We start from the raw sequence: 13,522 nt of genomic DNA on the forward strand, positions 1-13,522 counted from the left end.
TCGTCGCAGTTGCAATCGGCTTTACTAGCGCGATCCATTCAATTGGCCAGGGAGATTGATCGGCATGTCGGTATCCACGTCCATCACCATCACGCCTGATAACCGCATAGACGTGCGTCGCGCCGAACTGGCGAACCTGATGAAGCGCTTCGCACCGGAATTTGGTGTCCACGCCACGGCTATTGAAGCGTTGCACCTGATCCGCTGCGACCAACCCACAGAAGCCCTGCACGTCGTGCACAAGCCGGGGCTCTGTGTGATTGTGCAGGGTCGCAAAGAAGTCACGCTGGCCCACGAGCGCTATGTCTACGACCCTCTCAATTACCTGGTGGTCTCGGTGACGCTGCCGCTGGCCGGCCAAGTGATCGTGGCCAGTCCAGAGCAACCGTACCTGTGCATTCGCCTGGACATTGAGCCGGCCCAGATCTGTCGGCTGATTGCCGATGCCAACCCCATCGGTTTGCCGGCTGAAAGAACTGACCGCGGATTATTCCTGGACCGAATTGACGAACCCCTGCTCGACGCTATGCTGCGTTTGCTGCGGCTGCTCGACAGTCCGGACGACATCGCGACACTTGCGCCCTTGGCCCAGCAGGAGATTTTCTATCGACTGTTGCGCGGTGCCCAAGGCCGGCGCCTGCATGAAATCGCAATTCCTGACACCCAGACCCACCGCATCAGCCGAGCCATCGAGTGGCTCAATAGCCATTATGCCGAGCCATTGAGCATCGAGAGTCTGGCGCAAATGATCAATCTCAGCCCTTCGGCGCTGCATCATCGCTTCAAAGCCGTGACCGCCATGAGCCCGCTGCAATATCAGAAACAGCTGCGCCTGCAGGAAGCCCGACGATTGTTGTTGGCCGAGAACTGCGACGTTTCGTCAATTGGCTACAAGATGGGCTATGAAAGCCCTTCTCAATTCAGTCGGGAATACAGCCGCCTATTCGGCGCCTCGCCGAGCAAGGACATCGCTCGTCTGCGGGCGATGGCATTACAGGCCAGCAGCGCCTGATCCGGCATGCAAAACCCGACGCCAGGCCTTATGGAATATCTTTCTCGCAGACGAAAAAAAACCCGCCTAAGCGGGTTTTTCCAAGACCATTACGACTCCCTGTCGATAGCTATCCTTGCAAGGTCGATCATCCCTGATCCTGAGCACTCCCTGTGCTTCAGTGGATGAGCAAAGATTACGCGTCGGATCCAAAGTGAAATAGAGGATATAACTACCAAGCCGTGTAAGACATTCGCTATACCCTCCCTTCCGAAAACCCTTAGTCAATCGGGCATCGGATCGATAAAGGCTCCGAAGCCATATCATGCCTTGCTCAGGAATTCCTCGATGTTGGCCATTTGCTCATCCCAACCCCGACTATCCATTCGAAAGGCCTTGAGTCGACGCGCTTCAGGAATACCGTTGAATCCCGACTCCACCACTTTCAACAACGTCCCCCCCTTAAAGTCTTCGAGTTCGAACTCCACCTGAGTCTCGGACTCTTGGGAGTAATCCGTCTGTGGCTCGATAGCGTAGGGATGCCAGCGAAACGAAAACACCCGCTCGGGCTCGACACGCTCCACCATCACATCCCAAACGAGGTGTTCGTAGCCCGGATAAGTAATCTGCCCTTGGGTGCGCTCTCCGGCGACAAATCGTTTCCCGTCGAGATTCACACCAAACCATTGGCCGAAGGTCTCAGCATCGGCCAGTGCGCGCCAAACCTGCGAACGGGGCGCCTTCAGTAAGATCTTTCTTTCAATACGGTCAGGTAAATGCATGGGTCACCTCCTTGTTCAACACTAGGCTTGTAAGACCACGAGGCCAACCGGAAAGTTGTGTCAGCGCATTGTTTGGGTACACTCCCTCCGGCAGTTTTACCCGTCAAGGAGAGATTGATAATGTCCAAACGCTTGCTGCTGCCCCTTATTCCGCTGCTGTTCGTCAGCCCCGTCCAAGCTGATGATTGCGCAAACGCCACGAACCAGGGCGAGTTGAACCAGTGCGCAGCCCAGGAAAACAGGGCCGCCGATAAAGAGTTGAACCGCTTGTACCAAAAAATCACAGCGCGCCTGAAGGATAACGCTGCGGCCAAACAATTGTTGGTCAAGGCACAGCGCGCCTGGATTGACTTCCGTGACGCTGAATGTAGCTTTTCGGCGTCCGGTGTCGAAGGCGGAAGCGTCCATCCCATGATCCACAATGAGTGCATCACGACGCTGACCAAGGCGCGGATTGACGCGTTCAACACCTATCTCAGCTGCAAAGAAGGGGACCTGAGCTGTCCGGTGCCTGAAGCTTGATTGAGGACAATGAGGGATGACAAGCCATCCGGTTTTTATCCGAGCGCAAAAACAAAACCCCTACCTGCATTAGCAGATAGGGGTTTCGGAATTTAATCTTGACGATGACCTACTCTCACATGGGGAAACCCCACACTACCATCGGCGATGCATCGTTTCACTTCTGAGTTCGGGATGGGATCAGGTGGTTCCAATGCTCTATGGTCGTCAAGAAATTCGGTAGCCAGCGCGTGCCTTGCGGTCACGTTCCAGCGAATGGGTATGTGATAGCGTGTTGCTTGTGAGTATCTCGAACTTTCGGTTCGTTTCGTCTTCACAACACCGTAATCTGGCCTCTTTCGAGTCTACAAATTGCTTGGGTGTTATATGGTCAAGCCTCACGGGCAATTAGTACAGGTTAGCTCAACGCCTCACAGCGCTTACACACCCTGCCTATCAACGTCGTAGTCTTCGACGGCCCTTCAGGGAGCTCAAGGCTCCAGTGAGATCTCATCTTGAGGCAAGTTTCCCGCTTAGATGCTTTCAGCGGTTATCTTTTCCGAACATAGCTACCCGGCAATGCCACTGGCGTGACAACCGGAACACCAGAGGTTCGTCCACTCCGGTCCTCTCGTACTAGGAGCAGCCCCTCTCAAATCTCAAACGTCCACGGCAGATAGGGACCGAACTGTCTCACGACGTTCTAAACCCAGCTCGCGTACCACTTTAAATGGCGAACAGCCATACCCTTGGGACCGGCTTCAGCCCCAGGATGTGATGAGCCGACATCGAGGTGCCAAACACCGCCGTCGATATGAACTCTTGGGCGGTATCAGCCTGTTATCCCCGGAGTACCTTTTATCCGTTGAGCGATGGCCCTTCCATACAGAACCACCGGATCACTAAGACCTACTTTCGTACCTGCTCGACGTGTCTGTCTCGCAGTCAAGCGCGCTTTTGCCTTTATACTCTACGACCGATTTCCGACCGGTCTGAGCGCACCTTCGTACTCCTCCGTTACTCTTTAGGAGGAGACCGCCCCAGTCAAACTACCCACCATACACTGTCCTCGATCCGGATAACGGACCTGAGTTAGAACCTCAAAGTTGCCAGGGTGGTATTTCAAGGATGGCTCCACGCAGACTGGCGTCCACGCTTCAAAGCCTCCCACCTATCCTACACAAGCAAATTCAAAGTCCAGTGCAAAGCTATAGTAAAGGTTCACGGGGTCTTTCCGTCTAGCCGCGGATACACTGCATCTTCACAGCGATTTCAATTTCACTGAGTCTCGGGTGGAGACAGCGCCGCCATCGTTACGCCATTCGTGCAGGTCGGAACTTACCCGACAAGGAATTTCGCTACCTTAGGACCGTTATAGTTACGGCCGCCGTTTACCGGGGCTTCGATCAAGAGCTTCGCGTTAGCTAACCCCATCAATTAACCTTCCGGCACCGGGCAGGCGTCACACCCTATACGTCCACTTTCGTGTTTGCAGAGTGCTGTGTTTTTAATAAACAGTCGCAGCGGCCTGGTATCTTCGACCGGCGTGGGCTTACGCAGCAAGTGCTTCACCCTCACCGGCGCACCTTCTCCCGAAGTTACGGTGCCATTTTGCCTAGTTCCTTCACCCGAGTTCTCTCAAGCGCCTTGGTATTCTCTACCCAACCACCTGTGTCGGTTTGGGGTACGGTTCCTGGTTACCTGAAGCTTAGAAGCTTTTCTTGGAAGCATGGCATCAACCACTTCGTCACCCAAAGGGTAACTCGTCATCAGCTCTCGGCCTTGAGATCCCGGATTTACCTAAGATCTCAGCCTACCACCTTAAACTTGGACAACCAACGCCAAGCTGGCCTAGCCTTCTCCGTCCCTCCATCGCAATAACCAGAAGTACAGGAATATTAACCTGTTTTCCATCGACTACGCTTTTCAGCCTCGCCTTAGGGACCGACTAACCCTGCGTCGATTAACGTTGCGCAGGAAACCTTGGTCTTTCGGCGTGGGTGTTTTTCACACCCATTGTCGTTACTCATGTCAGCATTCGCACTTCTGATACCTCCAGCAAGCTTCTCAACTCACCTTCACAGGCTTACAGAACGCTCCTCTACCGCATCACTTACGTGATACCCGTAGCTTCGGTGTATGGTTTGAGCCCCGTTACATCTTCCGCGCAGGCCGACTCGACTAGTGAGCTATTACGCTTTCTTTAAAGGGTGGCTGCTTCTAAGCCAACCTCCTAGCTGTCTAAGCCTTCCCACATCGTTTCCCACTTAACCATAACTTTGGGACCTTAGCTGACGGTCTGGGTTGTTTCCCTTTTCACGACGGACGTTAGCACCCGCCGTGTGTCTCCCATGCTCGGCACTTGTAGGTATTCGGAGTTTGCATCGGTTTGGTAAGTCGGGATGACCCCCTAGCCGAAACAGTGCTCTACCCCCTACAGTGATACATGAGGCGCTACCTAAATAGCTTTCGAGGAGAACCAGCTATCTCCGAGCTTGATTAGCCTTTCACTCCGATCCACAGGTCATCCGCTAACTTTTCAACGGTAGTCGGTTCGGTCCTCCAGTCAGTGTTACCTAACCTTCAACCTGCCCATGGATAGATCGCCCGGTTTCGGGTCTATTCCCAGCGACTAGACGCCCTATTAAGACTCGCTTTCGCTACGCCTCCCCTATTCGGTTAAGCTCGCCACTGAAAATAAGTCGCTGACCCATTATACAAAAGGTACGCAGTCACCCAACAAAGTGGGCTCCCACTGCTTGTACGCATACGGTTTCAGGATCTATTTCACTCCCCTCTCCGGGGTTCTTTTCGCCTTTCCCTCACGGTACTAGTTCACTATCGGTCAGTCAGTAGTATTTAGCCTTGGAGGATGGTCCCCCCATATTCAGACAAAGTTTCTCGTGCTCCGTCCTACTCGCTTTCACTTCTAAGATCCTTTCGCGTACAGGGCTATCACCCACTATGGCCGCACTTTCCAGAGCGTTCCGCTAAAATCAAAGAAGCTTAAGGGCTAGTCCCCGTTCGCTCGCCACTACTAAGGGAATCTCGGTTGATTTCTTTTCCTCAGGGTACTTAGATGTTTCAGTTCCCCTGGTTCGCCTCTTGCACCTATGTATTCAGTACAAGATAACCATCTTATGATGGCTGGGTTCCCCCATTCAGACATCTCCGGATCACAGTCTGTTTGCCGACTCCCCGAAGCTTTTCGCAGGCTACCACGTCTTTCATCGCCTCTGACTGCCAAGGCATCCACCGTATGCGCTTCTTCACTTGACCATATAACCCCAAGCAATCTGGTTATACTGTGAAGACGACATTCGCCGAAAATTCGATCTGACTCTAAGAGCCACTCACAAATTTTACCTTAGCCTGATCCGTTACCAGTGAAAGTAACGTTCAGTCTATCTTTCTATCACATACCCAAATTTTTAAAGAACGATCTAATCAAAAGACTAGAAATCAACATTCATCATCCAGCGGATGAAATGCTCATTTCTAAGCTTTCAGAAGCAGTTTATGGTGGAGCCAAGCGGGATCGAACCGCTGACCTCCTGCGTGCAAGGCAGGCGCTCTCCCAGCTGAGCTATGGCCCCATAACAAAATTGGTGGGTCTGGGCAGATTCGAACTGCCGACCTCACCCTTATCAGGGGTGCGCTCTAACCAACTGAGCTACAGACCCAATTTCGAGCTTGTAACTGTTAGCTGTGAGCTATCAGCTTGGAGCTTAAAGCTGCTTCTATCGTCTTCTTCAATGAATCAAGCAATTCGTGTGGGAGCTCATGGAGCCGCTGCTGTCGTCGATTAAGGAGGTGATCCAGCCGCAGGTTCCCCTACGGCTACCTTGTTACGACTTCACCCCAGTCATGAATCACACCGTGGTAACCGTCCCCCCGAAGGTTAGACTAGCTACTTCTGGTGCAACCCACTCCCATGGTGTGACGGGCGGTGTGTACAAGGCCCGGGAACGTATTCACCGCGACATTCTGATTCGCGATTACTAGCGATTCCGACTTCACGCAGTCGAGTTGCAGACTGCGATCCGGACTACGATCGGTTTTGTGGGATTAGCTCCACCTCGCGGCTTGGCAACCCTCTGTACCGACCATTGTAGCACGTGTGTAGCCCAGGCCGTAAGGGCCATGATGACTTGACGTCATCCCCACCTTCCTCCGGTTTGTCACCGGCAGTCTCCTTAGAGTGCCCACCATAACGTGCTGGTAACTAAGGACAAGGGTTGCGCTCGTTACGGGACTTAACCCAACATCTCACGACACGAGCTGACGACAGCCATGCAGCACCTGTCTCAATGCTCCCGAAGGCACCAATCCATCTCTGGAAAGTTCATTGGATGTCAAGGCCTGGTAAGGTTCTTCGCGTTGCTTCGAATTAAACCACATGCTCCACCGCTTGTGCGGGCCCCCGTCAATTCATTTGAGTTTTAACCTTGCGGCCGTACTCCCCAGGCGGTCAACTTAATGCGTTAGCTGCGCCACTAAGAGCTCAAGGCTCCCAACGGCTAGTTGACATCGTTTACGGCGTGGACTACCAGGGTATCTAATCCTGTTTGCTCCCCACGCTTTCGCACCTCAGTGTCAGTATCAGTCCAGGTGGTCGCCTTCGCCACTGGTGTTCCTTCCTATATCTACGCATTTCACCGCTACACAGGAAATTCCACCACCCTCTACCATACTCTAGCTCGACAGTTTTGAATGCAGTTCCCAGGTTGAGCCCGGGGATTTCACATCCAACTTAACGAACCACCTACGCGCGCTTTACGCCCAGTAATTCCGATTAACGCTTGCACCCTCTGTATTACCGCGGCTGCTGGCACAGAGTTAGCCGGTGCTTATTCTGTCGGTAACGTCAAAACACTAACGTATTAGGTTAATGCCCTTCCTCCCAACTTAAAGTGCTTTACAATCCGAAGACCTTCTTCACACACGCGGCATGGCTGGATCAGGCTTTCGCCCATTGTCCAATATTCCCCACTGCTGCCTCCCGTAGGAGTCTGGACCGTGTCTCAGTTCCAGTGTGACTGATCATCCTCTCAGACCAGTTACGGATCGTCGCCTTGGTGAGCCATTACCTCACCAACTAGCTAATCCGACCTAGGCTCATCTGATAGCGCAAGGCCCGAAGGTCCCCTGCTTTCTCCCGTAGGACGTATGCGGTATTAGCGTCCGTTTCCGAGCGTTATCCCCCACTACCAGGCAGATTCCTAGGCATTACTCACCCGTCCGCCGCTCGCCACCAGGTACAAGTACCCGTGCTGCCGCTCGACTTGCATGTGTTAGGCCTGCCGCCAGCGTTCAATCTGAGCCATGATCAAACTCTTCAGTTCAAACATCTTTGGGTTTTGAGAAAACCCTAAACTTGGCTCAGCAATCGTTGGTTACATCTTTGATTTCTCGCGGAGTAACTTGTGATGCTGATAATCTGTTGACTAGCAGTCTGACTCCACAAGCACCCACACGAATTGCTTGATTCAGTTGTTAAAGAGCGGTGGGTTGAGCCTTTCGCCTCAACCGAGGCGCGCATTCTACAGCGCCCCGTGTATCTGTCAAGCGGTTATTTTAAGAAGTTTTCAAAGTTTCGCTTGGAAATCCTTAACAACTTCAACCACTTGCGCTTTCGATCTCTCGTTAGCGGGAGGCGAATTCTACAGCGTTACTCGCTGCTGTCAACACCTCTTTTTTACCGCTTTCGACCGAGAAGATCGAACCGTCGATAGCGCCCAACAAACCGGCCTACCCACTCCTTCCGTGCTTCGATGAACTGAAGCGAAGCACTTACCGAAACTTGGTTAACTCATTGAAACTCAAGGAGTTTTCCGTTTCGACTGCGCCGGAAGTGGGGCGAATTATAGACATCCAGAATTTGCCGTCAACCGTTATTTTTTCCTTTCTTTATCTTTCCGGCTGAACGGGTCCAAACCCGCCTGATTATAGACTGCGCCGCTTGAAATGCGCACTATATTGCTCAAACCCGTTTCTCTTGCCCTTTTATTGGATGACACCCCGTAATGACTCCAGCCAATCGCAACCTGGTTTCTTCTTTATTCCCGGTTGCCTTGCTAATAATCGCGATGGCCTCGATCCAGTCTGGCGCGGCTCTTGCCAAAAGCATGTTCCCGGTAGTGGGCGCGCAAGGAACCACGACCCTGCGCCTTATCTTCGCCAGCATCATCATGTTGTTATTGCTACGCCCTTGGCGCGCCAAGCTCACCGCTCAATCCCTGCGCACGGTGATGGTCTACGGGATGGCGCTCGGCGGCATGAACTTCCTCTTCTATATGTCTCTTCGTAGCGTTCCGCTGGGCATTGCCGTGGCACTGGAATTCACCGGCCCGCTGGCGGTTGCAATCTACGCCTCGCGTCGGGCGATCGATTTCCTTTGGATCGCCTTGGCAGTGATCGGATTGCTGCTATTGATACCTACCGGGGCAGCTGACACCGGCATCGACTTGGTAGGTGCCGGTTACGCCCTGGGCGCAGGCGTGTGTTGGGCGCTATACATTCTGTTTGGCCAGAAGGCCGGCGCGGACAATGGCGTTCAGACCGCAGCATTGGGAGTCATGATAGCGGCTCTGTTTGTCGCCCCTATTGGTATTGTGCACGCCGGTGCCGCGCTGCTGACGCCGAGTCTGATTCCGGTCGCCATCGGGGTCGCCATCCTGTCCACAGCCCTGCCTTATACCCTGGAGATGATTTCCCTGACCCGGATTCCAGCCCGCACGTTCGGGACGCTAATGAGCGTCGAGCCCGCGATCGGCGCCTTGTCAGGATTTATCTTCCTTCAGGAATACCTGTCGCTGGCGCAGTGGGCCGCCATCACCTGCATCGTCCTTGCATCAGTCGGCGCGACACTGACGATGGGCGATACCGCAAAGCCCGCCATCGCAGCAGATTGAGCAGTTTTTATATAGCTCTGGTATTTACCGCACATTTAGGCCATGTTTAGCCCCGTAACCTAATGCCAGGCATGGATTTTTTTATACAGGACGTCATGAACGCTTCAAGCGAAAGCGAACACAGCCGTACGTAGACACAAGATCCACGACGGCATAAGGACGGGAATGAAACGAATCTTGATCTTGATCGCCGTGCTGGCAGTTGCGGGCTGCGCGGCGACATCGAAAACCGAAATGAAACGCGGTAAAAAGGGCCTTCACATCAATTGCTCCGGTCTGACTTCATCCTGGGACCAATGCGCCGCCACGGCGGCCAATTCATGCGCCCCCAAGAACTACAAGGTGATCGCCAAATCCGGTGATGCCGTCGAGGAACCGGGTGACTATCCCTTCGGGCTCAACCCCGCCGGGTATACCAGCCGCAGCATGATCGTCATCTGCAAATAATCAGCGGATCAGTCAAAGGGTCGCTCGGCGATTCGACGACTGATTTCCTCACGGCTGGATTTGAGGACATCGCGCTGAATCTCAGGCGACGCCAACATGCGTGCCACCACCAATGCCCCGACACATTGTGACAGGACCGCCCATGCCAGGCTGTCACTTCCCATTATCCGCGCCCAGCCTTCATGCAACCGGCAGATCCAAGTCTGTGCCGCCTCCCGTACCTGAATATCCGAGCGCGCGATCTCTGCCCCCAACACGGGCAAGGCACACCCCACCTCCGGTTGCTCCACATGGCTCATGCTCAAGTACTGCTTGAGACAACGCTCCAGTTTCGTTGAGTCCATGATCCCATCGCCACTCAAGCGGTCCAGGCTGTGGGCCAGCTCTCGTTCGACAATCGCCCTGAAAAGCTCATCCTTGGATGAGAAATGGCTATAGAACGCGCCGCCGCTCAACCCGATCGCCTTCATCAGGCCATCAACGCCCACCGTTGCAAATCCGGATTTCTTAGCGGAGATAGCGCTGCTGGCGAGCAGTTTTTCGCGAGTTTCCATCTTGTGGTTGGCTGAATAACGCATCGTCCTGCCTCTGAATGCACACCTTGACGTTGGCCGGATCTTAACATAACGTCCGTTTAGTTAACGATCGTTTAGCAATGGGACGGACTATGAATAACAAGAAGGTCGTACTGGTTGTGGGTGCTGGCGATGCCACCGGCGGGGCAATAGCCAGGCGTTTCGCCCGGGAGGGTTTCGTTGCCTGCGTCACGCGTCGAAGTGCCGACAAGCTTGAGCCGTTAGTTAACAGCATTCGGGACGAGGGAGGTGATGCTCACGGTTTCGCCTGCGATGCGCGCAACGAAGATGAAGTCATCGGGCTGATCGAGCAAATTGAAGTACAGATCGGACCGATCGAAGCTTTCATATTCAACATTGGCGCTAATGTGCCCTGCAGCATTCTGGAGGAGACGGCGCGCAAGTATTTCAAGATCTGGGAAATGGCTTGCTTCTCCGGCTTTCTCAATGCTCGGGAAGTGGCCAAGCGCATGGTCAAGCGCCAGCGCGGGACAATCCTGTTTACCGGAGCCACGGCCGGATTGCGCGGAGCGTCAGGGTTCGCCGCGTTTGCCGGGGCCAAGCATGGTGTGCGAGCTTTGGCGCAAAGCATGGCGCGCGAACTGGGCCCGATGAACGTCCATGTCGCTCACGTAATAGTGGACGGCGCCATCGACACGGCCTTCATTCGCGACAACTTCCCGGAAAAATATGCCACCAAGGACGAAGACGGCATTCTCGATCCGGAACACATTGCTGAAAATTACTGGTACTTGCATACCCAGCCCCGCGATGCCTGGACATTCGAGCTGGATCTGCGCCCCTGGAGCGAACGCTGGTAAGCCTCCCCCTCATAACAAAAAAGAGCAGCCCATGAGCAAATCCGTAGAGTTTTTCTTCGATCTCGGCAGCCCCACCACCTACTTGGCCTACACGCAGTTACCTGCGCTTTGCGCACAAGCGGACAGTGAGCTGATCTACCGCCCGATGTTGCTGGGGGGTGTCTTCAAGGCAACCGGCAACGCATCGCCTGTTACCGTACCGGCCAAAGGGCCTTATCTGTTCAAGGATCTGAATCGCTTTGCTACCCGTTATGGCGTTGAGTTCAAGCTCAACCCCTATTTCCCAATCAACACGTTGCTGTTGATGCGCGCCGTAACCGGGATGCAATTGCGCCACCCAGACCGATTCGAGACCTTTATCGATTGCCTGTTCCGCGCCCTTTGGATTGACGCCCGAAATCTCAACGATCCAGCGACAGTTGCGGCGGTTCTGGAAGACGGCGGTTTTGATCCTGGGTATGTACTGGCCTTGACCTCTGATCAACAGGTCAAGGACCAGCTCAAAAACTCCACCGAAGAAGCGATCCGCAGAGGCGTGTTTGGCGCGCCGAGCATGTTTGTAGGCAACGAGCTGTTCTTCGGCCAGGATCGGCTGGACTTCGTCCGTGAAGCCCTAGCCTGACCTTTTTGCATCAGATCGCCGCTGTCCGGGTGTTCAGCCATTGCAGCGCATCGCCTTGCAGCAATGGGCTTAACCGACGCTGAACTTCGGCGTGGTAGGCGTTGAACCAGTCCCTTTCATCCTGGGTCAGCAACGCTGGCTCAAGGCAACGGGTATCGATCGGGCACAGCGTCAGGGTTTCGAAGGACAGGAACTCACCGAACTCGCTACTGCCTGCCTCGCGGTTGAGGACCAGGTTCTCGATGCGCACACCCCAGCGACCCGGGCGATAAGTGCCCGGTTCGATGGACGTGATCATACCCGGCTGCATCGCGGTTTGTGGCGCGGCAGCGGCTTGATAGGCAATGACTTGTGGCCCCTCGTGCACGTTCAGGAAATAACCGACGCCATGGCCAGTGCCATGGCCGTAATCCACCTGCTCGGCCCAGATTGGCGCGCGGGCGATGGCATCGAGCAAAGGCGATAGAATGCCCCGGGGAAATTTGGCCCGCGATAACGCGATCACACCTTTGAGGACTCGGGTGCAATCACGCTTCTGCTCCGGCGTTGGCGTTCCGACCGGTACCATGCGTGTGATGTCCGTGGTACCGCCGAGATACTGGCCACCCGAATCGATCAACAACAGGCCATCGCCTTCGATAACGGCGTGCGCTTCTTCCGTGGCGTGGTAGTGGGGCATTGCGCCATTGGCATTGAAGGCAGCGATGGTATTGAAGCTCAGGGAGACGAAATCCGGCCGGCGTTTGCGTGCCGCGGTCAGATGTTCATCGATAGTCAGCTCGGTGATGCGCTCGCGGCCCCAGGCGCTTTCCAGCCAGGCGAAGAATTCGCAGAGCGCCGCACCGTCCTGTTCCATTGCCTGGCGGATATGCTCGGCATCCGCCGAGGTTTTGCGGGATTTGGCCAGGGTCGTGGGGTTGAGACCTTCGACCAGCTTGACGCCACTGTCCAGGTTATCCAGCAAGCCGACCGTGACCCGCGCCGGATCGATCTGCAGGCTCGCACCGCTTGGCACTTCACGCAGCGCGGCCGCGGCTTCGCTGTAATCGCGCAGCGTCACGCCATCCTGTTCAAGAGTGGCACGCAATGGCGCACCGACTTTGTCCAAGGCTACGAACAACGTCGCCTGTTGTTGGCCAATCAACGCGAAGGAGACAAACACCGGGTTGAACGACACATCCGCGCCACGCAAATTGAACAGCCAGGCAATGTCATCCAGGGTCGCAATGAAATGCCAATCGGCACCGCGTTCCTTGAGGGATTCGCGCAGTTTGGCAAGCTTCTCTACACGACTCACCGTGGCTTGGGGTGGCAGGTGGGCGTAGACGGGCTGATCCGGAAGGGCTGGACGATCGGTCCAGATCTTATGCAGCAGGTCGACGTCGGTACGCAACCGCGCGCCGCGCGATTCAAGCTTACTGCTCAGCGTGCGGGCCGACGCAACGGCCATGACTGCACCGTCGACCGCCACAACACCACCCTCGGGTGTTTGTTCACCCAGCCAGTCCAATGGGCCGGGCTGACCTGGCATGAGCTTGACCAACTCGATCCCACTGCCCTCCAGTTCCTTCGTGGCCTGTTCCCAGTATCGACTGTCGGCCCAGACCCCGGCGAATTCCCCCGTCACGATCAAGGTGCCGACCGATCCATGGAAGCCGGACAACCACTGACGCCCTTGCCAATAGCCTGGCAGATATTCGGACAGATGCGGATCGGCCGACGGGACCAGCAGCGCATGAACGCCCTCCTCGCTCATCAACTGGCGAATTCGGGCCAGGCGCTGAGGCACCTCTCCTGGGGTCAAAGGCTCGGTACTCATTATTACTCCTGCTAATCGATTTTATTGTTCGTTGCAAAAGGTCGGTCGGT

9 protein-coding genes, 2 tRNA genes and 3 rRNA genes are annotated in these 13,522 nt (G+C 54.9%); 6 read left to right on the plus strand and 8 right to left on the minus strand.

The window, feature by feature from the left end; genetic code table 11:
- The first annotated feature begins 64 nt into the window (after positions 1-64).
- A complete protein-coding gene (locus J3P92_RS17210; RefSeq protein ID WP_434606980.1) occupies positions 65-1,012 on the plus strand; it encodes an AraC family transcriptional regulator N-terminal domain-containing protein in 948 nt (315 codons plus the stop codon).
- Positions 1,013-1,314: 302 nt separating this feature from the next.
- On the opposite strand, the gene J3P92_RS17215 is transcribed toward J3P92_RS17210, so the two are convergent.
- On the minus strand, positions 1,315-1,773 hold the full coding sequence (locus J3P92_RS17215; RefSeq protein ID WP_434559904.1) for an SRPBCC family protein: 459 nt from the start codon (positions 1,771-1,773) through the stop codon (positions 1,315-1,317).
- A gap of 120 nt (positions 1,774-1,893) precedes the next feature.
- Here J3P92_RS17215 and J3P92_RS17220 point away from each other — a divergent pair, with 120 nt between their 5' ends.
- Positions 1,894-2,295 carry a lysozyme inhibitor LprI family protein gene (locus J3P92_RS17220; RefSeq protein ID WP_434648466.1) on the plus strand — a complete coding sequence of 134 codons (402 nt, stop codon included), beginning with the start codon at positions 1,894-1,896 and terminating at the stop codon, positions 2,293-2,295.
- 96 nt (positions 2,296-2,391) lie between these two features.
- Here J3P92_RS17220 and rrf read toward each other — a convergent pair.
- The 5 genes from rrf to J3P92_RS17245 form a co-directional block, all read right to left on the minus strand.
- Positions 2,392-2,507, minus strand: a 5S ribosomal RNA gene (gene rrf, locus J3P92_RS17225).
- A 154-nt stretch (positions 2,508-2,661) separates the two neighbouring features.
- A 23S ribosomal RNA gene (locus J3P92_RS17230) occupies positions 2,662-5,553 on the minus strand.
- 241 nt (positions 5,554-5,794) lie between these two features.
- A tRNA-Ala gene (locus tag J3P92_RS17235) sits at positions 5,795-5,870 on the minus strand.
- 10 nt (positions 5,871-5,880) lie between these two features.
- Positions 5,881-5,957 (minus strand) — tRNA-Ile (locus tag J3P92_RS17240).
- A gap of 123 nt (positions 5,958-6,080) precedes the next feature.
- Positions 6,081-7,619 (minus strand): 16S ribosomal RNA (locus J3P92_RS17245).
- The 16S, 23S and 5S rRNA genes sit together here with 2 tRNA genes alongside, the layout of an rRNA operon.
- A 681-nt stretch (positions 7,620-8,300) precedes the next feature.
- Between J3P92_RS17245 and rhtA the strand changes: the two genes are divergently transcribed.
- Both rhtA and J3P92_RS17255 read left to right on the plus strand, forming a co-directional pair.
- Entirely contained in the window at positions 8,301-9,188 is an 888-nt protein-coding gene (gene rhtA / locus J3P92_RS17250) for a threonine/homoserine exporter RhtA (protein WP_420767268.1), read from the plus strand.
- A gap of 165 nt (positions 9,189-9,353) precedes the next feature.
- Complete coding sequence (locus J3P92_RS17255; RefSeq protein WP_420767267.1) at positions 9,354-9,635, plus strand: hypothetical protein; 282 nt, start codon at positions 9,354-9,356, stop codon at positions 9,633-9,635.
- 8 nt (positions 9,636-9,643) lie between these two features.
- On the opposite strand, the gene J3P92_RS17260 is transcribed toward J3P92_RS17255, so the two are convergent.
- Entirely contained in the window at positions 9,644-10,213 is a 570-nt protein-coding gene (locus J3P92_RS17260; protein WP_420767266.1) for a TetR/AcrR family transcriptional regulator, read from the minus strand.
- Between the two features lie 89 nt (positions 10,214-10,302).
- Here J3P92_RS17260 and J3P92_RS17265 point away from each other — a divergent pair, with 89 nt between their 5' ends.
- Positions 10,303-11,031: an SDR family oxidoreductase gene (locus J3P92_RS17265; protein ID WP_420767265.1), complete on the plus strand. Its 729-nt coding sequence runs from the start codon at positions 10,303-10,305 to the stop codon at positions 11,029-11,031.
- Positions 11,032-11,062: 31 nt separating this feature from the next.
- The gene (locus J3P92_RS17270; RefSeq protein WP_420767264.1) at positions 11,063-11,653 is read left to right on the plus strand and encodes a 2-hydroxychromene-2-carboxylate isomerase; all 591 of its coding nucleotides are present in this window, start codon (positions 11,063-11,065) and stop codon (positions 11,651-11,653) included.
- A gap of 10 nt (positions 11,654-11,663) precedes the next feature.
- Here J3P92_RS17270 and J3P92_RS17275 read toward each other — a convergent pair whose 3' ends face one another.
- Positions 11,664-13,472, minus strand: a complete 1,809-nt coding sequence (locus tag J3P92_RS17275; RefSeq protein ID WP_420767263.1) for an aminopeptidase P family protein — start codon at positions 13,470-13,472, stop codon at positions 11,664-11,666.
- Between the last annotated feature and the right edge of the window lie 50 nt (positions 13,473-13,522).

The organism is Pseudomonas sp. D3-27 (genome assembly GCF_051132165.1).
Classification (GTDB): domain Bacteria; phylum Pseudomonadota; class Gammaproteobacteria; order Pseudomonadales; family Pseudomonadaceae; genus Aquipseudomonas.